This window comes from Actinosynnema sp. NPDC053489 (assembly GCF_044544865.1).
In the GTDB taxonomy this organism is placed as follows: Bacteria; Actinomycetota; Actinomycetes; order Mycobacteriales; family Pseudonocardiaceae; genus Actinosynnema.
In genome coordinates this window covers 298946-319768 of record NZ_JBITXT010000001.1, presented here as the reverse complement: position 1 = coordinate 319768, position 20823 = coordinate 298946, and the positions used below count along the sequence as shown (strand labels likewise).

At 73.0% G+C, this 20823-nt stretch carries 16 protein-coding genes; 7 read left to right on the top strand and 9 right to left on the bottom strand.

Annotated elements, in window-relative coordinates; genetic code table 11:
* The 6 genes from ACIGNX_RS01285 (at window position 1) to ACIGNX_RS01260 (ending at window position 6767) form a co-directional block, all read left to right on the top strand.
* Window positions 1-1347 carry a wax ester/triacylglycerol synthase domain-containing protein gene (locus ACIGNX_RS01285; protein WP_396535019.1) on the top strand — a complete coding sequence of 449 codons (1347 nt, stop codon included), beginning with the start codon at window positions 1-3 and terminating at the stop codon, window positions 1345-1347.
* A 51-nt stretch (window positions 1348-1398) separates the two neighbouring features.
* Window positions 1399-1989: a maleylpyruvate isomerase family mycothiol-dependent enzyme gene (locus tag ACIGNX_RS01280; RefSeq protein ID WP_396535017.1), complete on the top strand. Its 591-nt coding sequence runs from the start codon at window positions 1399-1401 to the stop codon at window positions 1987-1989.
* A 79-nt stretch (window positions 1990-2068) separates the two neighbouring features.
* Entirely contained in the window at window positions 2069-2977 is a 909-nt protein-coding gene (locus ACIGNX_RS01275) for an alpha/beta fold hydrolase (protein ID WP_396535015.1), read from the top strand.
* A 296-nt stretch (window positions 2978-3273) separates the two neighbouring features.
* Window positions 3274-4800 carry an acyclic terpene utilization AtuA family protein gene (locus tag ACIGNX_RS01270; RefSeq protein ID WP_396535013.1) on the top strand — a complete coding sequence of 509 codons (1527 nt, stop codon included), beginning with the start codon at window positions 3274-3276 and terminating at the stop codon, window positions 4798-4800.
* Window positions 4797-5057: a hypothetical protein gene (locus tag ACIGNX_RS01265; RefSeq protein WP_396535011.1), complete on the top strand. Its 261-nt coding sequence runs from the start codon at window positions 4797-4799 to the stop codon at window positions 5055-5057. Before ACIGNX_RS01270 ends, ACIGNX_RS01265 begins: the two co-directional genes overlap by 4 nt.
* Before the next feature lie 231 nt (window positions 5058-5288).
* On the top strand, window positions 5289-6767 hold the full coding sequence (locus ACIGNX_RS01260; RefSeq protein ID WP_396535009.1) for a GMC oxidoreductase: 1479 nt from the start codon (window positions 5289-5291) through the stop codon (window positions 6765-6767).
* Between the two features lie 491 nt (window positions 6768-7258).
* Here ACIGNX_RS01260 and ACIGNX_RS01255 read toward each other — a convergent pair whose 3' ends face one another.
* From ACIGNX_RS01255 to ACIGNX_RS01215, 9 genes are all read right to left on the bottom strand, one after another.
* Window positions 7259-7522 (bottom strand): hypothetical protein, encoded by a 264-nt coding sequence (locus ACIGNX_RS01255; RefSeq protein ID WP_396535007.1) that lies wholly within the window; start codon window positions 7520-7522, stop codon window positions 7259-7261.
* Between the two features lie 507 nt (window positions 7523-8029).
* Window positions 8030-8542: a hypothetical protein gene (locus ACIGNX_RS01250; protein ID WP_396535005.1), complete on the bottom strand. Its 513-nt coding sequence runs from the start codon at window positions 8540-8542 to the stop codon at window positions 8030-8032.
* A 471-nt stretch (window positions 8543-9013) separates the two neighbouring features.
* Window positions 9014-10288, bottom strand: a complete 1275-nt coding sequence (locus ACIGNX_RS01245; RefSeq protein WP_396535003.1) for a wax ester/triacylglycerol synthase domain-containing protein — start codon at window positions 10286-10288, stop codon at window positions 9014-9016.
* A 665-nt stretch (window positions 10289-10953) separates the two neighbouring features.
* Window positions 10954-11574, bottom strand: coding sequence for a hypothetical protein (locus ACIGNX_RS01240; RefSeq protein WP_396535001.1), 621 nt, complete (start codon window positions 11572-11574; stop codon window positions 10954-10956).
* A gap of 463 nt (window positions 11575-12037) precedes the next feature.
* A complete protein-coding gene (locus ACIGNX_RS01235; protein ID WP_396534999.1) occupies window positions 12038-12436 on the bottom strand; it encodes an acyl carrier protein in 399 nt (132 codons plus the stop codon).
* On the bottom strand, window positions 12433-13689 hold the full coding sequence (locus ACIGNX_RS01230; protein ID WP_396534997.1) for a thioester reductase domain-containing protein: 1257 nt from the start codon (window positions 13687-13689) through the stop codon (window positions 12433-12435). Before ACIGNX_RS01230 ends, ACIGNX_RS01235 begins: the two co-directional genes overlap by 4 nt.
* 51 nt (window positions 13690-13740) lie before the next feature.
* On the bottom strand, window positions 13741-15612 hold the full coding sequence (locus tag ACIGNX_RS01225) for an acyl-CoA dehydrogenase (protein WP_396534995.1): 1872 nt from the start codon (window positions 15610-15612) through the stop codon (window positions 13741-13743).
* 40 nt (window positions 15613-15652) lie between these two features.
* Window positions 15653-17986, bottom strand: coding sequence for a beta-ketoacyl synthase N-terminal-like domain-containing protein (locus ACIGNX_RS01220; protein ID WP_396534993.1), 2334 nt, complete (start codon window positions 17984-17986; stop codon window positions 15653-15655).
* Between the two features lie 37 nt (window positions 17987-18023).
* Window positions 18024-18353 (bottom strand): acyl carrier protein, encoded by a 330-nt coding sequence (locus ACIGNX_RS01215; protein WP_396534991.1) that lies wholly within the window; start codon window positions 18351-18353, stop codon window positions 18024-18026.
* A 271-nt stretch (window positions 18354-18624) separates the two neighbouring features.
* On the opposite strand from ACIGNX_RS01215, the gene ACIGNX_RS01210 reads away from it, so the two are divergent.
* Window positions 18625-20817 (top strand): beta-ketoacyl synthase N-terminal-like domain-containing protein, encoded by a 2193-nt coding sequence (locus ACIGNX_RS01210; protein ID WP_396534989.1) that lies wholly within the window; start codon window positions 18625-18627, stop codon window positions 20815-20817.
* Window positions 20818-20823: the final 6 nt, after the last annotated feature.

Genomic DNA, 20823 nt, shown 5'->3' with positions numbered 1-20823 from the left:
ATGAACGGCACGGACACGCTGTTCTGGCGCATGGGGACCAACCCCATGACCCGTCCGCACGTCACCTGGCTCTGGTACCTCGACCGGACGCCGGACTGGACCACGTTCCTCGACGGCTGCCGGTGGGTCGTGAGGAAGCTCCCCCGGCTCACCCACCGGGTGGTCGACACACCGGTACGAGCCGGAACCCCCGCGTGGGTGCCCGACCCGCACTTCCGCCTCACCCGGCACGTCCACCGGATGCGCCTCCCGGAGCCGGCCGGCGACCGCGACCTCCTCGAACTGGTCGAGTGGCGCAACGGTGCCGACTTCGACCCCCTCCACCCGCCCTGGGAGGCCACGCTCGTCGAGGGCTACCACCAGGACCGGGCCGCGATCCTCCTCAAGTGGCACCACAGCATCGGTGACGCGGTCACCATCGTCTCGGTGATGGGCAAGCTGCTCCCCGACGCCGCGCCGACCGACGCCCCCAGCCGGTCCCGGCCGCCGGACGAGGACACCGCCCGACGACCGGTCACCGCCGCGCGCCCCCCGTTGTCCTCGGCGGCCCACGGCGTCAGCGACGGCACGAGGACGCTGCTGCGGGAGACCGCGCGGTGGCTGACGACACCGCGCGCGACCGGGGACCGGGTCCGCCTCGCCGGCCGGGCCGCCGCGCAACTGCTCCAGCCGGTCGCGCGGTCGCCGCTCCTGCGCGGGCGCAGCGCCGCGATGCGCTGCGGCGTGGTCACGGTCCCCCTGGCGGACCTCAAGGCCGCGGGCAAGGCCGCCGGCGCCTCCGTGACCTCCGCCTACATCTCGGCGGTGCTGGCGGCGTTGCACCGCTACCACGCCCACCACGGGATCAGCCACCGGAGCGTGCCGACCCTGGTGCCGGTGAACATCCGGGAGCCCTTCGAGACCGGTGCGGGCAACATCGTCGCTTCGGTGCGCATCGCGGGACCGATCGGCGACATGCCCGCCGCGGCGCGCACGGCCGCCGTGCACGCGGCGATCACCGAGGCCCGTGGCGCCCTGGTCCGCGGCGTGTACACCACCCTGGCCGACCTCGGCACGTGGGTCCCCGGTCCGGTCCACCGGTTGTTCCTGCCCCCCGTGCTGCGGAACGTGGTCGACCTGGTCGTCACCAGCGTTCCCGGGTTCTCCCGCACCACCTTCGCCGCGGGCGCCCACGTGGCGAACGCGGTGGCCTGGGCTCCCCGGGGTGGCGCCGCGGCCAACATCTCGATGGCCTCGCACGACGGGACGTGCTCGATCGGGACGAACCTCGACCCGGCCGCCGTCACGGACACCGGCCTCTTCCACCACTGCCTGGAGCAGGGTCTCCGGGAACTGGTCACCGAGTGATCCGCCCGAGGTCCCGCCGGACCGCCGAACCGACAGGAGGCCGGAGCAGTGATGCTGCCCCTGGAACGGGAGTTGCGCGCGGAGAGGCGCCGACTGGTCGCCACCCTGGACCGGCTGCCCGACGACGCGTTCGAATCCGGTCGCACGCTGTGCGCGGGGTGGTCCCCGCGGGACGTCCTCGGGCACCTCCTCGCCGTGGACGACTTCGCGGCCTCATACCTCCCGCACGGCCCGTTCCTGCACGCCGCCAACCGGGAACAGGTGGAGAGGGCACGCCGGCTGCCGCGCAGCCGGCTGATGGCCCGCGCCCGGACCTGGGCGGACCGGCCGTCCCTGTCCAGCCGGATCGGTGCGGTGATCACGCTCGGGGACCTCGCGGTCCACCACCAGGACATCGTGCGGGGCCTGGGGTTGCGCCGGGACCTCCCCGCCACCGTGCCCACGTTCATCCTCCGCGAGGGGGCGTTGCTGAGCCTGCGGACCAACCTGAGGGTCCTGCGGTACCGGGTAGTGCCCACGGACGGACATCCCGAGCTCGGGATCCGCCTGCCGCGCGCCCGGGAGGTCCTCGGCACCAGGGAGGCCCTCGGGATGTGGCTCGCCGGGCGGGATTCGGTGACCGACGAACTCGTCTTCACCTGATCGCGCCACTACGCCCTGTTCGCGGAAGTCGCGGCAGCGCCGAGATCGGCGACCGTCCCACGGCCCGAGGAGGAATCGCATGAACGACCAGGAGCCGATCAAGCGGCGCGTTGTGGTGAAGGGGCTCTCCACCCTCTTCTACGAAGTCGGAGAAGGACCGGTGGTCCTGCTGATCCCGGGGATCGCGATGGACCCCCAGGACTGGTTCCCGGTGATGACCGAGCTCGCCCTGACCCACCGGGCCATCGTGCTGGCACTGCCGGGCCTGGGCGGCACCAGCCCGGGACCGGACGTGCACCCCGCCACGATGGCCTCGTTCGTCACGGCCTTCCTCGACGTGGTGGGAGTGGACACCGTGATCGCGGTGGGCCACTCCTTCGGTGGGCTCGTGGCCGCTGAACTGGCCCTGGCGAACCCATCCGCCGTCACCAGGCTGGTGCTCGTCGACGCTTCCGGTCTCGGGCGGGCGGTCCACCCGGTCGCCATCGCGCTGTCCCTGCTGTCCGAGCGCGCGGCCGATGCGGTATCCGCCGTCGTCTCCTTCCCCGGTGGCCCGGCCGCCTTCGTCCTCGCGAGCAACCTGCTGTTGCGGCAGCCCTGGCGGATCCCGGTGAGGACCTGGGTGGCCCAGTTCAAGCTGGCCCAGTCACGACAGGTGCTGCGGACATCGATCGAGGTGTTCCGCGAGTGCGGCGGCATCACCGGCCAGCGCGACGACATCCTCGTGGTCGACCGCCTGCACGAGATCGCAGTGCCGACCCTGGTGATCTGGGGTGGCTGGGACCAGTTGGTCCCCGTGTGGCAGGGCCGGGCGGCGGCGCGCCGACTCCCGGCGGGCCGCTTCACCGCGCTGGCGGGGGCAGGGCACGTCCCCTACCTGGACAGCCCCCAGGAGTTCGTCGACGCGCTCAGCTCGTTCGTCCGCGACGACCTGGAACCCGCACCGCCGAGCGACCGCGCGAATGCCGACGCGGGAGGACTCCCGTGAACGGTGACATCCGGGACGACGGGGCGTTCCGACGCCCGGGACGTGCTCAGCGGCCGAGGCACCCGGACGTGGGGCCGGCTGCGGCGACGGACCAGCCGATCCGATCACCGGCGGAGAGCGGTCGGCTGGTGCGGAAGGCCACGCCCGCCGGCACGTCCGGCCGGTCGCTCGCCGGGCGTGCGGTCACCGGCCCGCGCCCCCCGCCGACTGCCACCTCCCAGCCGCGGAACCCACGCCGGGTCGTACGCCTGGCGTGAGCCCCGCACCGCCGACCGACCCGACCAAGGAGGTACCCGATGTCCCCGCGCCGACCGGTTCGCGTCGCCGGCTTCTCCGGCAGCATGGGCGACAGGTTTTCCGCTTTCCACGACGCCGTTCACGGGGAACCCGTCGACGTGCTGGTGGGCGACTCGATGACCGAGTTCGTGGAGTCGGTGGTGGCAGCCCGCTTCCTGGACGACCCCGAGGAGAACCGCCGGTTCTTCGCCCCGATGTTCGCGGCACAACTGCTGCCCGAGCTGCCCGTGCTGGCCGACAAGAACCTCAAGGTCGTGACCAACGCGGGCGTGCACAACCCTCAAGGACTGGCGGAGGAGATCCGTCAGGCGGTGCGGGCGGGTGGTACGGACCTCCGCGTCGCCACCGTCACCGGCGACGACGTGTTCGAGGACGTCGACCGGCTGGTCACCGAAGGGCAACTGGTCAACACCGACACCGGCGAATCCCTGGGCGCCGACGGACGGCGCCCGCTGGCGGCCGACGCCTACCTGGGCGCCTGGGGGGTCAAGGCGGCGCTGGACGCCGGTGCCGACATCGTCATCACGGGCCGTGTCGCCGACGCCTCCCTGATCAGCGGTGTGGCCGCCTGGTGGCACGGGTGGGAACGGGACGAGCTGGACAAGATCGCCGGCGCCGTCGCCGCCGGGCACGTCATCGAGTGCGGCCCACAGGCCACCGGTGGCAACTTCTCCGGCTTCACCACCGTGCCCGACAACACCGTCCCGGGGTTCCCCATCGCCGAGATCGCCGACAACGGCGACTGCGTCATCACCAAGAGGGCGGGCGAGGGCGGCGCCGTGACCGTCGACACGGTCACCGCCCAGCTCCTCTACGAGATCCAAGGCCCCCGGTACCTCAACCCCGACGTCACCTGGCACGTCGACTCCGTGACGGTCACCCGGGAAGGACCGGACCGCGTGCGCGTGACCGGCGCGAAGGGCAGCGCGCCCGTCGAGACCACCCGGGTGGGAGTCCACCTGCACACCGGTTATCGCGGATCGATGTGGTACTTCCCGACGGGACTGCAGATCGAGGACAAGGTGGCGTTGCTCCGGCGACAGGCCGAGATCGCCGCCCGGGAGAACGACGTGGCGGAGCTGCGGCTGTTCGCCTGCGGTCGGGCCGTGGACGACCCGGCCGACCAGTGGCAGGCCACCGTCCCGGTGAAGGTGACCGTCGCCGGGGCCACCGCGGCGGGCGTCGAGGGATTCCTCAGCCAGCTCAACTCCTTCTGGCTGGGGAGCTTCCCCGGCTTCTACATGGAGGTCACCGACATCTTCCCCGACGTGCAGGCCCGGGTCGACTACTGGCCCGGCCTGCTCCGCCAGGACAGCCTGCGGCACCGGGCGCACCTGCCCGACGGCCGGGTCGTGGACATCCCCCACCGTCCGGGGCACGTCCCTACGGAGGACAGCCGGTCGGCGCCGGCACACCACCGGCCGACCTGGCGTTCTTCGGCCCCACCACCCGGCGTCCCCTCGGGGACGTCGTGCACGTGCGGGCCGGGGACAAGGCGGGGAACGCCAACCTCGGCGTCTGGGTGAGCCACGACGACGCCTACCCCTGGCTGCTGTCCTTCCTCACCAACGACCGGCTCGCCGAACTGCTCGCGAGCCCCGGTGCGTCCACCGCGGAACGCTACGAACTGCCGAACCTGCGCGGTCTCTGCTTCGTCCTGCGGGGTTACCTCGCACCCAGCAGCTCCGCCGGACTGGCACCGGACCAGCTCGGGAAGTCGCTGGGCGAGTTCCTGCGGGCACGTCACGTCGACGTTCCGACGTCGCTGCTGCCGCGACCCTGATCGCGGGACCGCGCCACGCCGAGGTCCGTCATCGCTGGTGGAGCAGTGCCCGCCGGCCTTCGTCCGCGTCGACTCCGAAACCCACATCGCCCAGTGGCCGCGCGAACACCAGGGAGGACTCCCGTGCACGACGACAACCCGGACGATCGAACCCCGGCACACGGCACACCGGCCGCACCACCCGCACCGGACGGTGGTACGCGGGCCGAACGGGAGGAACGGCACGCCGTCGTGATCATCGGTTCCGGGGTGGGCGGGAGCATCGCGGCCTTCCGCCTCGCGGAGGCAGGCGTGGAGAACGTGGTCCTGGAGCGGGGGCGGCGCTGGCCCGTCACCCCTGCCGGTGACACCTTCCCCGCCTTCCCCTCACCGGACAGCCGGTTGGTGTGGTTGGACGACGATTCCACCCCCCTGCCCGCGGCAGGAGGCCCCCTGCTGTCCTTGGTCCGTCGCGCGCTCTCGGCGGCGCTGCCCCGCTCGACCGGGCTGCTGGAGGTGAACGCCCAGGACGGTGTCGTGATCCTCAGCGGGGCGGGGGTCGGCGGCGGGACGCTCGTCTACGGCGGTGTGCTCGCCCAGCCCCGCCGGGACGTCTTCCAACGGCTGTTCCCCCCCGAGCTGGATTACGACGAGTTCGACCGCGTCTACTACCCCCGGGCACGCGAGCGCCTGGTGGCCGAGCCGTTCCCCGACGACCTGCTCGCCCGGGAGCCCTATCGATCGAACCGCCTGTGGAGCCTGGCGGCGGCCAGGTCGGGGTTGCCGACCGAGACCATCGTGGGCAACTTCGACTTCGACACCGTCCGGGGTGAACTCGACGGCGCCCGAAGGGCCTCGGCGGTGATCGGCCAGTACCACTTCACCGGCTGCAACAGCGGCGCCAAGATGAGCGTGGACCGCACGTACCTCGCCCGGGCCGAGGCGTCCGGCAAGACGACGGTGCAGGCGCTGCACCGGGCCACCCACGTGTCCCGGGACCGCACGGGCCTCTACCGGGTGATCGCCGAGCGCCTGGAGGAGGACGGGACGGCCGTCGAGCGCCTGGTGTTCGTGTGTGACAGGCTGATCTTCGCGGCCGGGGTCCACACACCGCGGATGCTGCTCACCGCACGCGAGACCGGTGCCCTCCCCCGGCTGCACGAGTCCATCGGGAAGGGCTGGGGGTCCAACGGTGATCACCTGACCATGATCAGGACGTCCCCGGTGCCGGTCGGCGCGCCCCAGGGTGGGCCGCCGGCGGTCCTCGTCCGCAACTCCGACGGCACGGCCGGCGTGATGCACTCGCCCATGCCCTTCCCCGTGGGTCCGCGGCTCCTCACCTGTCTGGGGATGGGGATCCCCGACCGCTTCGGGCAGTGGACGATGACGGCGGACGGCAAGACGAAGTTGATCTGGAGGGCCGAGTTCGACGCCACCTCCCGACGAGCGGTCGACGACATCGTCCGCCACGTCGCGCGGTACGTGCCCGGCGGGCGCCCGGTGACGCCGGACCCACCGCACCACCCGATCGTCGCGCACGCCGTCGGGGGTGCCGTGCTGGGCAGGAGCACCGACGCCTACGGCAGGCTGCTCGGTCACAGCGGCCTGTACTGCCTGGACGGGGCCCTGATGCCCGGTTCCACGGGCGCCGTCAACCCGGCGCTGACCATCGCGGCCGTCGTCGAACGGTGCCTCGACCACATCATCACCGACTTCACCCGAACCCGGTGATCGCCAGGGGGTCCCGACCGACGACCCGGGTGTCACCGCACGGCATCCCCGCGCGCGGCGCGCGGCGTCACCGCTCACCCGATCCGGGAGCCGGTGCGGGAACCGGCTCCCGGGGCGTCACCCCTTGCCGCTCAACGGCTCCTCGACGTGAGCCCTTCCGGTGTTCTCGGAGCCGGCGGAGCGCCTGCGCTTCCGTGGCCTCCTCGTGCGTCGCCCGGACCCGCGCGACCACCTGCTCCGGTGACGCGAACCGCGCCTTCTCCCAGGCCGCTCGGTGAACCGGAGGCGCTCCACAGCGTGCGAGGCGGACCGGCGCGCACGTGGCTCCTGCTACCGGGCGCGCTCGCCGGTGTCTCGCGCACACGCCACGGGGCACGTGCCGGTGATGTCCGCGTCGCAGCGGGTGAGCACCCCTGACTGTCCGAGGAGGACGTCCACCCCGCCGCGGCGCGTTCCGACGCCTTTTGGGTGTCACCTGCGACGGAGCTGCCTCAGGCGTACCCCGCGCTGCCGTGGGCGCTGGAGGGGGCGTACTGGCCGTTGCCGGCGACGACGGCGGCGGTGCCGACGAAGTCGGTGTAGGAGGTGAAGAGCAGCCCTTGGACCGGTGCGCCGTTGTCGGCGCGGTTGACCTGGACGCTCGGACCGGTGACCTCACGGCTGGCGACGTGGCCAGAGCCGCAGGAGACGGTGGCGACCCGCGGTTGCGGTGAGGTGGCCGTCGACGGCGTGGCGGCGGTCGCGACGCACCTCACCTCCAGTGCCTCGACGCCAACAGGGTGCGGGCACGACGCATGGGCGAGTCTCCGCGTCGTGCGGCGGAATTGCTCGTACCGAATGGACCTGCCAGGTGTTCGGCCGTTCTGCGGTACCGCTCGAGCGGCCATCCGGGCGTCACCGGCGCACCGGTGGCCGTACCAGCGTCGCCTGGGCGCGAATGGGCGGTCGCGTTGCGCCGTGACAGGTCTTGCAGGACACCCGGCCGGCCTGACCCCGCTCCGCCTCCCGCGACGAACGGTTTCCCACCATCGCGACGAACGGCTCGCTGGTCCACAGAGGGTGCCTTGCCACAGCGGTCCTGCCTGGCGCCGGTACCCGAGGGGTGTTGGAACCGCTTCGGGCGAGCGCGTTCTCCTCACGCCGCCGCGTGCGCGAGCGCTGTGGTGGGCGTGAGGGCTGCGCACCGGGCCGGCGAGGCCGCGTCAGCCTGTCCGGGAGCCGGTCGCCACTCGTTCAGGGGCGGGCGAGGATGGTGCCGGTCATCAGTAGGCGACGGCAGGTGCCGCGTAAGCGGCGGTGTTGTAGTAGGTGCAGTGGGTGGGCGTGGTGCAGGCGCGGCCGGCGGTGCCGACGGCGATCTGCACGTCGGGGTTGGTGGACAGCACGGTGCCGGCCATGACGTTGGCCAGGGGGCCGAGGTAGGTGGCGGTGATGTCGACGCGGGTGGTGGCGACCCAGTTGTCGCTCGCGTCGTAGTAGCGGATCGTCCAGTCGGGGACGGCGATGGAGACGTTGGACTGGCTCCCGGTGGCGGTGCCCGAGGCGGGTTGGACCCGACCGTAGACGATGGTGGGGATCTCCAGGGACGCGCAGCCGTGGTAGATGGAGGTTCTCACCTGCGCGGTGTTGCCGGTGAAGTCGACGTCGACCTCGTTGTTGGCGTCCTCGCAGACGACCATCGGGTTGTCCGCAGCGTGCGCGGGGGCCACCCCGGCGACGACGGCGGGCGGGGCGGCCAAGGCGAGGGCGGAGAGCAGGGCGGTGAGGTGGCGCATCAGGGGATCTCCTCGGTGTGGTGGGACTTCCCCGTCAACGATGCCGGCGGCCCCCTCGTGGGCACCATGGGTCCCCGAGGAGGGACGAACCGATCCGGAAAGGTGAACTTGCCGGTACGCAAGGACTACGCGGCGGGCGCGCACACGTCGTAAAGCTCTCGGCCGAAGTGCCGGGACCAAGTGGTCGCCGGGCGTGCGACGCGTCGACCACGGCGCGGTCCCGATCCGTGCCGTCCGCCGAGTGGGCTCCGCGAGCGGCAACTCGTGCGGCCGTGACCGGACGCCGGCCTCGTTCCCGTCGCGCGGCCTCCGTCACCAGCTCGTACCCGCGCCGAACCCCGGCTCACGCGGCGGGGGTTCCGGTTGGATCCCGGTGCGCGGCACGAACAGGACGCCTCACGGCCGCAGCCGGTCCGGCACCCGCTGACGACCGGGTCGCTGGTTCGGCGCGGCACCGCCGGCTCGACCTCCTCACGACCGGGCATCATCCGCATCGGACATGTTCGACGCCACCACAGCGGTCGCTTCATCGGGACCGGCAAGAGCGTGGACGGCCTGCACCCACGACCGGGTCAGGTCCGACGGGTCGGGTGCGCCCTCGGGTGCGAGGACGGACAGCCGCACCTCGTCGCCGTAGCCGACCAGCAGCGCGAAGCAGGTGTGGCCGGGCGGCAGCCACGGGATCGCGGTCACGTCGAGGACCCGCGCGCCCATCAGGTCCAGGGGTCCCGCGATCCGGATGCTCGACACCGTCACCCCCACCTGCGCGGGGTCGGTGGTCAGCGCCAGGACCCGGCCGGCGACCCGGGCGGAAGCGTTGTCGGACACGTCGCGCCAGGCACGGCGGTGGCGGGCGGTCCGGGCGCGGCTCACCGAGGCCACCACGTCGTGCAGCCTCCCGCCCGGGGTGCCGGCGCCGCACGGCAGGGCCACGCGCACCAGACCGATCCGGTTGGCGAAGTCGTCGTGCGGCTCACCGGTGCGCCGGGTCTCCACGGGCAGGCAGACCTGCCGGCGCGGCACCTCCGGCAGCCACCCGGCCAGCGCGTCGGCCAGCGCCGCCAGGTGCACCTGGTTGACCGTGGCCCCGGTGCGCTTCGCGACCTGCTTGAGAGCACCGACGGGCACCGCCGCCCACGACAGCACCCGCCCCTCCCCCACCGGCCACCGCGGGGCCGGTTCGGCGGCCCGGCGGGTCCGCAGCAGGTCCGGCAGCAGCGACACCGCACCCGGCCACCCGTGCAGCCACGACCGGCGGCGGACGGTCCGGCGCCACGGCGCGGGCTCGTCGTCTCCCAGCAGCGCCACCACCGTGCGCGCCGCCGCACCCGCGTCCTGCCGCGCGTGGTGCACCAGGTAGTACGCGTCCCACGTGCCCGACCCGTTGTCCGAGATCCACAGCCCCCACGGCGGCCTGGCGGGGTCGAACGAGCCGGCGAACACCGCCCGGGCCGGCGCGACACCGTCCTGGCGGGGCAGCTCCCGGACGTGGTGGGCGAGGTCGAAGTCGGGGTCCGGCTCCCACCGCACCCCCTCACCCACCACCAGCCGCTCGGTCAACGGCGACAGCCGGTCCAGGCGTGACGCGACGCGCTGCCGCACGGCGTCCACCGGGGGGCACGGCCCGGCCGCCCGGAAGACCAGCCCGATGACCAGGTCGGTCGGGTCGGGCGCGAACCGCCCGAGCCCGGCGAAGGAGGTGGCCAGGAAATCGGCCGCGGTACCCGGTGCACGATCACTGCGCATGGCGACGCCCTTCCGTTGCCCTCCGGAGGATCGTCGACACCGCACTCCCGCCCCTCAACGCGGCCGACACCATCCGTGCGCGATCGATCGCCGGTGTTGCCCGAAGGGACCTCCCGCCCGTCAGCCTGATCGGTGCCCGCGCGGACCGGCTGGGCGGCAGCCAGGTGCCGGCGGCCGGACGGGTATCGCCGACACCGTCGCCGCCGTCGAGCCGGACGTGGTCGTGCTCAGCCAGTCGAACCGGGAACAGGTGGCCGACCTCGCCGAGCGCGGGCGGACCTCCTTCGGCGACGGGGACCCGGCCGGTCCCCTCATCCCAGGACAACGGTCCCCGGGTCCCGTACGCCGGGTTACCGGTGCCGACCGGCCGGCCCGACCCGCCGAACCCGCCTTCTCCCAACCGTGTCTCAAGGCGACGCAGCGTCCCCGGTGTTCACGGGGACCTGGCAGTCCGGCGCACCGGACGTCGACAGCGGGCGTGCAGCACAAAGTCGGTCCACTGCGCCAACGACCACTGCCGCACCCGTTGGTTGATCGCCGGCACGGGTCAATGGCCCTTCGGCACGTCGGCGACCAGCGTGGCACCGGCCGAAAGCGCGGCTTGGGCGCTGTGCGGCCGGACGCCGTGGCCTGGTCGGGCGCCACCGTCGAATCAGGCCGGTAGGTCACACCGAGGTGATTTCCAGGCTCACGGAGGAGTAGATGCCGGAGACCGTGCCCAGGCCGGCGGTGCACAGCAGGACGTCGGTGGCCGGGCCGGTGGTGGTCTGCACGACGGTGCTGCCGGTGAACAGTCCGGAGGTGACCGTGCCGGTGCGGACGTCCACCAGGGCGGCGCCCACGACGGTGGCGGAGTAGTTCGCGGAGACGGTCGAGGTCTGACCGGTGTTCCAGGTGATGGTGAAGGTGACGGGCCCGCTGTTGAGCAGTTCCAGGCAGCTGAACCCCGGCTGGGTCAGGGAGATGGTGCGGTGGCCGGAGGTCAGGGCCGGGTTGCCCGCTGACACGCACGGCCCGTACTGGGTCGTGACGTCGATGGTCACGTCCTGCGGGGACCGGGTCAACGGCGGGCTGTAGCTGATGCCGTTGCTGCTGGGCGGGGTGCAGGTCACGTCCAGCACCCCGGCCGAGGCCGGAGCGGCCGGTCCCGACACCACCAGCGCCAGAGTGGAACCAACCGTCACCAGCGTGGCGGCGACGGCACGCAACGTTGTGATCATCATCGACCTCCGGTCCGGGTCGTGCTCGAACTCCGGGTTGAGCGCGAGCACGCGACAGATGCCCAACGATGCGCTTGTGGCGGGGCCCGCGACAGGGTCCATGTGGGCAACCCCTGCGGGAAGATCGACAGGTTCGCCGCCCGCTGTGGTGGAAGTGGACCGACCGCGCGGCGGTGTCGGTCAGGAACGAGGACCCCGGTTCGCTGTCGCGTGTCGTCCGGGCAGAAGCATCCCGGTGTCCAAGGCCGGTCTCGTGCCCGCACAAGCCATCGCCCCGGCCCCGCGGCGATGGCCCTGCCCAGAACCCCGACCGAAACGGAGCGTCCTTCGATGCACCGGACACCGCGCGCCCTCGCGGTCGCGCGATGTACCTGTCGGACTCGCGTGGTCCCTACCCGGCGACCTCGAAGAAGAAGCTGTCGAAGAACCAGGGGTGATCCGGGCATTCGGCTGGTCCGCACGCGGGCGAGTGGCGTTGTGCGTTTTCTTCATCGTCTTCCCGAGGGTGACCACCCGGCCGCAGCCCGCCTCAGCGCTCACCGCTCGCTTCGGCCCCTCCTCCACCGAGGTGCTCGTTGACGTAGTCGACGGTCAGGCGCGGGGTCCGCATCTCCTCGATGATGTCGAGCGGCACGGGCACGTGGTGGGCGATGTTGATGCGTTCGGCCAGTTCGACGAGGCCGAGGGAATCCATGCCCAGCTCGGCGTACGGGATGTCGAGGGCGTCCTCGGTGACCCGCCCGTCGATGTCGATGTGGGTTTCGATGATTCGGTTGAGGTCATCCAGGGTGAACTTCACGATGCGGTGCCCCTTGCGACGGGTTCGTTCGCCTCTTCGGTCGTGCCGGTCTCGGTCGTGCGCCCGCGGTGCCGGTTCGGTGGTGCGCCGGGTGACGGCCCCGTGCCCGGCGGCCGGGCGTGCGGTCATCGGTGATCTCCAGGTCGGGCGGCATCACCCGGCAGCGGCCCGCTTGACCGGGAGCAGTTCCCCTGTCGTGCGAGGTCGGCGAGCATGCGGGTGAAGTAGGCCCGGTCGAGTGACGGCGGTGTGACGCTCGATCCGAGGGCGGCCGCCGTCGCGTCGGAGGTCGGATAGGTCGGGTTGCCGTTGCGCGGGCGCAACAGGATTTGGGGCAACGATTCGGCGATCCTCACCGTCGCCCGGTCGACGCCCCGCAGGCCCTTGACCGCGGCGAGCCACTGCGCGTGCGGGACGGACGGCACGCGGTAGCCGCAGGAGTCCACGACCCGGAAGTACTCGTCAAGCGACATCGGCCTTGGGAGGAAGTTGTGGAAGACGCGCTCGTCCGCTCGTGGCCTGCGGGACAGCTCGACGATGCTCCGGCTGGTGAAGTCGGCGGGGGCGACGGACAGCGGGAAGTCGTACGCGGGAGAGCAGCCGGCGCGAACGCTGACGGCGGTGAGGCGCATGAACCAGTCCGACGCGCTGCCCAGACCCGTGGCGCTGTCGGCCAGGACCACGCCCGGGCGGTGGACGGTCACCGGCACACCGCGTTCGGCGGCCTGGTGCACGAGGCGCTCGGCGACCCACTTGCTCTGGAAGTAGCCCACGCCGCCCGGCGGGGGCAACGGGCGGTCCTCCGGGAGAGGGCCGGCTCCGTCCTCGTACGCCTGGATGAGAACACCCACCGTCGAGACGTGGTGGACGGTCTTCTTGCGCAGGCGAGTCGCGAGGCGCAGGACCTCCAGGGTGCCACCCACGTTGCCGCCCCGCAGGGTCGGGTAGCCGGCGATCAGGTTCACCCACGCACCGCAGTGGTAGATCGCGTCGATGCCGCGGGCCAGCTCGCGGTGGGCGTCGTCGGTCAACCCCAGGCGGCGCTTGGTGAGGCTGCCGTGGACCACCCGAACGCGTTCCGCCCGGTGCCCGCCGATGCCGCGCCTGGCCAGCACGCCCCGGAGCCGGGTGCGGGCCTCGCCCGGGGAATCGGCCCTGACCAGGCAGTGGACCTGCGCGTCGGTGCCGCTCAGCAAATCTGCCAGCAGGAAACCGCCCAGGTAACCGGTCGCACCGGTCAGGAGGACCGCCCGCGACCTCTCGGGGACGTCGTCCGCCAAGCCCCGGACGTCGACGTCCGCCGCCAGCGTCGCGTCCCGCGAGACAGTCGACTCGACGTCCGCCCGTCCGCGATCGTCGGTGCTGTGCTGTTCCAGCGACATGCGGCGGTCCCAACCTTCCTGGGGTCGAGTGTCCTGAACGCGAGCGGGTGGTCACTTGGATGGCTCGATCCCCGAGATGCCGAACGAGGGGTCGTGGGCAGCCACGTAGTTGGGCGCACCGATCGGGGCGTTCAGAACGGTTCGTGGGATGCCGAAGGCTTCCACCAGTTCTTGTGCGATCGGCGTGAGCGCGTCCTGCGCCTCGGCCAGGAGCCCGGGCAGCGCACGGGCCTCTTCGAGGGAGACGAGGCCCTCGGTGAGGTAGAACCCGCAGTGCTCGTCGATGGCCAGCAGCGCGTACAGGTCGGCGACCCGTTCCAGCGCCCCCGCCGCTTCGCGCTGCCCGACCCGGACGGCCGCCCGCCGCACCGCCTCGTGTGCGCAGCGGACCGAGTGGGCGTCCGCTATCGCGATCAACGCGTCACCGACCGCGTTCCACGCCTCGAAGGGCGAACGGCCCGGGTTGTCGGCCACGGCCGCGCGGCAGTCCTGGGTGAGGCGCTGCTCACGGGCGAGCAGCAGGCTCCCGCACCTGCCCAGGACACCGTCCCCGCGGTCGGCCGCGGCGTCGACCGCCTCCCCGGGCGCGGGGCCGCCGATCCCCATGACCAGTTGCTGTGCCGCCTTGCTCGCGACGACCGCGTTGTCGCCCTCCGAGGTGATGGCGACCATGCCGGTCCCGAGGTACTCCGCTATCCGGTTCACCGCGAACAACCCCTGGGCGCCGCACCGTTCGCGGCAGACGTCGATGGTGCCGGCCGCCGACCAGGTCGCCATCGCCTTGGTCAGTGCGACGCGCTGTTCCAGCACGAGGTCGCTCCTCGTCGTCGACGAGGCGAAGTCGCGGCGCACCTCGTCCAGGAGCAGGGACGCGGCGTACGTGCGGACGAGTTCGGTGAGCAACGCGGACCGGTGGCTGCGGTAGGCGTACAGCGGCACGCCCCCGACGCGTCCGGAGGTCAGGCGCTGGTGGCTGTAGTGGAAGGCGAGGGTGAGGGCGGCCCTGGCCGCGGCCAGGTGGCCCCCGGCCAGCCCCAGCTTCCCGGGCAGCACGCGGTGGATGGCGTCCGCGAAACGGCCGTGGGAACTGGTGCTCGACCGGAAGGTGCCGTCGCGTTCGAGGACCGAGTGCGGTCCCGTGAGCAGGGACTCGAAGGGGAGCCGCACGTGGTCGAACCGGGTGATGGCGTTGTCCAGGTCCAGCCCCGGCTTCTCCGGGAGCGACCAGACCCGGATTCCCGGCAGCAGCCGTCCGGCCTCGCCGCGTATCCGCACGAGGAACGGGAAGACGCCGTGGCTCCGTCCCCCCGAGCGGAGCCGGGCCAGCACGACTCCGGTCTTGGGCAGCGGCAGGGCGGTGTTGGGCATGTACTTGACGGCTCGTGGCGTCGGGGTGTGCAGGTCGAAGGTGCCGCTGTCGGGGTCGTACGTGGCTTCGGTCTCCAGCGCGACGACGTTGTTGCCGTAACCCAGCTCGGTGGCGAGGAAGACGCCGAACGTCCGCATGGTGGCGAGTTCGTCCACGACGGGGCGCAGGTCCTCTCGGTCGGCGCCCCCGTGGTCGAGGATCGTGCCCAGGCACAGGTTGTAGTGGATCGCGGCGAGCGACAGCACCGCCCCGTCCGTGAGCGCGGCCCACTCCTGGAGGGCGAAGAGCTGCAACGGCTGTGCGAGCAGGGTCTCGGCGCCGGGTCCGGCGGCGTCGAGGTGCCGCAGGCGGCGGTAGGCGAGTTCGCCGCGCTGGGCGGCGGTGAGCCCGGGGTGCCAGTGGAACAGGGGGTGTTCGCACGCCGCGCGCATGCGTTCGTGGAGCCCGGCGAGGTCGTCCGGGGTGAACAGGGTGCCGAGTGCGTCGCGCGGGGCCGCCGCCGGAGGCCCGTGGTCGGTCGTGGGAGCGGCGGGTGCGGTGGTGTGCCGGGTCATGTTGCGTCGCCTTCCACACGGGACGGGGGTCGCCCGCGGCTCATCGACGGGGGGTGTGGACGTGCAGGGCGGGCAGCGGGGAGTCCTCCAGCCGGGTCAGGGAGCGGCTCGTCCCCAGGACCAGGCTCTGGAGCAGGGTGAGGATCGCCGCGCACCCCGGGTAGCGCTCCTGCGCCATTACGTACGGCGCGGGCAACGGCTCGTCGCCGGGGTCGGGTGACGCGGTGCCCGGCCCCTCCGGCGCCCCGAGGAGCGCGAGCACCTCGCGCCCCTGCTCCCGGGCCACGTCGGGGCGCATCAGGGCGATGCCGAAGGCGCCGTCGGCACTGCCGACCGGAGCTCCCAGCGCTCGTGCCACCGGGGTCCCGGCCGCGGCGGGGATCCCGATGACGAGGGCCGCCGGGGCCACCCCGTCGGCCACGTAGCCGTGTGCGACGTGCAGCGCGGCCAGCGCGGAGTCCAGCCCGCACTCCACCCGGACGTTCGGGCCGTGCGAGTCGATGTGGTTCGAGGCCCGGCCGGCGCTGACGTTCGCCATCATCCCGGTGACGGAGAACGCGGAGGTGGGCGCCGTCCGCTCCCGCACGTCCGCCACGAGGGCGCGAAGCGCGTCGGTCGGTGGCGAAGGCGTTCGGGCGCCGTTCACGACGAGGTCGCGCGAGTAGCACCGCAGCGCGTGCTCGACCGAAGCCCGGGTCGGCCCGGGCATCGCGAGCACCAGGGCGGTCTCGTCGAGCACGTCGCGTGGCACGTCCCCCACGAGCGCCTCGGCGCACGCGGCGGTCAGCACCTGGCTCAGGTCGGCCGCGCGCCGGGCGGGTCCGGGCAGGGCGAGGGTGATCGGCACGGGGCGGTCCGGGCCGAAGCGGGCGGGTGGTGGCTGGTGGCTGAGGCCGGCCAGCCAGGCGTTGACGACCGCGGCGCCCGGTTGGTCGGGCAGCACGGTGGCCCACCGGGTGACGGCGACCGGGGCGCCGGTCGACGCCGTGCCGCGGGCGGTGGCGCGGGTGGTCTTGTCGGCGCGGGGCGCCGGAGGGGGGTCGGACACCAGCAGGCAGGCGTTGGTGCCGCCGAACCCGAAGGCCAGGACCGCCGCGGTGCGCCGGTGACCGGGCTCGGCGGGCCAGGCGAGGTGGTCCGCGGGGATCACGAGCCCCTTGCGGGAGGGCGGTCGGTCGACCGCTCGTTCCCCCGTTCCGCCCGGCGGTTCGGGGTAGAGCGAGTCACCGCGCAACCCCGGGATCAGGTCGTGCTCGAGCCCGAGGAGGGCGTGCTGCAACGAGAGGGCGCCGGCGGCCGGACCGGTGTGACCGACCAGGTGCTTGTTCGCGGTCACCCGCAGCCCCGGCCCCTCCGGGTGGGCCGACTCCGCCACGCACCGCTCCAACGCGTCGAGTTCGGCCCTGTCCCCCGCCGCCGTCCCGGTGGCGTGGGCGACCGCCCAGTCCACGTCGGAGATGGAGCACCCGGCCGCGCCGAGCGCCCGTTCGACCGCTGCTCGCTGCCAGCGGGGATCGGACGCGTTCGCCGCCTTCCCCCTGCCGTTGGACGAGAGCCCGATTCCCCTGAGCACGCCGAACACGTGGTCGCCGTCGGCCAGCGCGAGGTCGTGGCGCTTGAGCGCCACCACCGCCGCGGCGTCGCTGAACAACGTGCCGTCGGCCCCGGGTCCCAGTGCCCGCAACCGGGCGGTGGGACTCAGCCCCTTCATCGCGGAGAACAGCACCTGGTAGCGCGGGGTGATCGCGTACACGCCGCCGCACAGGGCGACGTCGCAGGACCCCGACCGGACGGCTCGCGCCCCCAGCTCGATCGCGTAGAGCGCCGAGGAACACGCCGTGTCGACGCCCAGGTGGGTGACGGTGCCGGGCAGCAGTCCGGACAAGGCCCGTTGCGCGCACCGGTACGGGAGGCGCTCGTCCAGGGACCCGGCGTACGGGTAGCGGGCGGCGACGGTGTCGCCCGGGAGGCCGGCCACCGCGAGCAGGTCTCGGGCCTGTTCGACCACGAGGGCCTCGTCGAGGCGCTGGTCCCCCTCGCAGATGAACCCCGTGACGGTCAGGAAGCGCCCGCCCTCGGGGAGGACGGGTCCCCGCAGCGCCTGCCGTGCGGCTCGCCGCAGCCATTCCTCGACGTGCGCGGGGCCGGGGGCGGTCCCGGGCGGTGCTCCGATCCACCCCGCGACGAGGTGGTCCGAGGTGTCCTCCGCGGGTGGGTCGAGGTGTTCGGCGCCGAACGACGCCGCGGGGCAGCGGTCCTCGTCCCGACCGAAGACGGGGGCGCCGTCGAGCAGGAGCTCCCAGAGGTCGTGGGGGCCGTCCACCCCGGGCGCGACGACTCCCATGCCCACGACGGCGACGTCGTCGAGTGCCACTGCTCCGGTCCTCCCTGTCGAGCCGATCACGGGCGGTTCACGCGTGTTCGGCGCTCTTGAGCCGGCCGATCAGGTAGTCGGCGACGTCCGTGAGCGTCAGGTAGAAGCCGGCGTTGACCTCCTCCGGCTCCAAGCCGTAGCGCGCCACCACGCGGATGAGGAGTTCGGACTGCTGCATGGAGTCCACACCCAGGTCGGACTCGATGTCGGCATCGGGAGCGACCATTTCCGCGGGGTATTCCAGCGTGGCGGCGTAGAACTCGCGCAGATCCGCGACCACTTGCTCGGTCGTCGGCATCCCCGCCGAGAGGTCGGGCGCCGCGGGCTCCGCACCCGTTCCCCCGGGAGCGCCATTTTCCTCACTCATGTTGAGACTCCGATCGCTGGTACCGGCCGTCGTCGAGTGGCGCCACGGGGCTGCCACAGCGATGTACGAGCCACTGTCCGTGCGCCGGCGCCCCGCCTGCAATGAATCGCAGGAACCAGGGCGGAAGAACCCGAACCGAACAGTCCCGGCCGTAATCCCTATTCATCAGGCGCGGTCTGCGCACCCATACTGGGGAGCGCCCGGCTGAAATGACCGGCAGCAGCACCCAGTGCCGGTGCCCGGGGAGCGGCCGCGGAGGAGGGGACGGGGAATGCCCGATGTTCCAGTGGCCGTGACCGGCGTGGGGGTGGTCGTTCCCGGCGCCGACGGCATCGAGGGGTTCTGGCGGCTGCTGACCGACGATCGGCCCGCGTTCGGTGCGCTCGGTGATCGGTTCGACGTCGAGGATTTCGGGTCGGACGCGGCCGTGCGCGACCTGGGGCAGGGCGACCGGATGTACACGACCGTGTTCGGCTCCGCCCGCGCACCAGCCGGGTGGGGCTCGCCGGAAGAGGCGGACAAGGGTGTGCTGCTGCTGCGTTCGGCCCTTCGCCAAGCGCTCGACGGCGTGCGCCTGCCCGCGCCGGACCGGACCGAGTTGTTCCTGGGGGCGTCGGTGTGCGGCTCCGGGGAGTTGGAGGAGATCGCCGTCACGGCCGCGCTCGCCCGACGAGCGGGTCCCGACGCGGGCCGGGTCCGCGCACTGCTCGCGGCCGCGTGGCCCGGCTGCCGCCGCGACGCCGCCGGCCGACAGCCCGACGGCGTGTGCGGGGAAGCCATGACCGGCCTCGTCGGCGGCTCCGTCACCACCGTCGACGCCGCCTGCGCCTCCTCCCTGTTCAGCGTCGACATCGGCGTCCGCGCGCTGCGCGCGGGAACTCGCGACCTGGCCTTGTGCGGAGGGCTGCTCACCGTCGGCCCGCTCCTCCAAGTCGCCTTCAGCAAGCTCGGCGGCCTGAGCAGGACGGGCGACGTGCGCGCGTTCGACCAGGCCGCGGACGGCACGCTGCTGTCGGACGGGGCCGCTGTCGTCACGCTGAAGCGCCTGGCGGACGCCGAACGCTGCGGTGATCCCGTCTGGGGCGTGATCACCGGGTTCGGCGCCGCCTCCACGGTCCGGCAGGTCACGGTCGCCGCGTCCGATCCCGAGAGCCAGGAGCGGGCCATCCGCCAGGCACGGGAGGCGGCGGGCACGGACACCGACGCCGTCGACTGGTTCCTCGGGCACGGCACGGCCACGCGGGCCGGGGACGCGGCCGAGTTGGAGGCCGTGGCGGCGACGGCGGGCTCCGAGCCGGTACCGCTGTCGTCCAACAAGTCGCTCGTCGGGCACACGGGCTGGGCGTCGGGGGCCGTCTCGATCGTGCACGCCCTCCTCGCGCTGCGGCACGGGGTGATCCCCGCGCAACGCCGGTTCACCCGGGTGCCGCCCAAGCTGGCGGGCGTGGTCGACCGGCGCCTGTACGTCAACACCGTGCCGGTCCCGCTGGCCCGGCGGGAGGACCGGGCTCGCAACGTGAGCGTCGCCGCCTCGGGGTTCGGAGGGATCAGCGCGCACCTGCTCGTGAGCGACGAGCCGCTCCGGGCCGCGGCGGGAGGCGCCGCACCGGTCCCGCCGGGCCGCGCGGTGCTCCTCGACTGGACCGCCCGGCTGCCCGGCCTGGCCGGCCGGCGCGAGGTGGGCGACTGGTTGCGATCCGGCGCTCCCGCACCCGCTCGCACCTTCGACCAGGACGACGTGCGGCCGAACGGTGACGCCGTCGTCATCCCACCGCGGACGCTGCGCACGCTGGACCGGGCACACCTCCTCGCGCTCTCCTGCGGACTGCGGCTGCGGGAAGACCACGGAACCCCTTGGCAGGGCTCCGAATCACGCACCGGCGCCCTCGTGGCGCACACCGGGCTGCCGCGGACGATGGTCGATTACGCCCAACGCGTCCACCACGGGCGGCTCGCCCGCCTGGCGGGCGAACTGCGGTTCCGGGGGCAGGGCGCGGACGCGGACCTGCTCGACCGCGTGCTGGCCCAGGCGCGGGGCGACACCGACCCGATCACGGCGGGCGCCCTGCCGGGGTACATGACGAACGTCATCGCCTCGCGCCTCACCTCGCTGTTCCACCTCAGCGGGCTCAGCCTCACCGTCGACTCGGCGCGCGGCGCCCTGCCGCGGGCGCTCTCCCTGGCGTCCTCCTACCTGACGACGGGTGTCCTCGACTTCGCCCTCGTCCTCGCCGTGAGCGCGAACGCCTCGGACTGGGCCCAGGACCTGGCCGGGCGGCAGCTCGGCGAGGCGGCCTTCCTCCTGGTCCTGACGACGCAGGACGTCGCGGACGCGCGCGGTCTCACCCCGCTGGCCGCCTTGCCCGATCAGCTCGACCCGGTCTCCGAGCCACCCCGCGACCAACCGTCCTACCTCGCGGCGGACGACGCCATCGCACTCCTGCGGAGCCTGTCGCACGCCTGAAGAGCA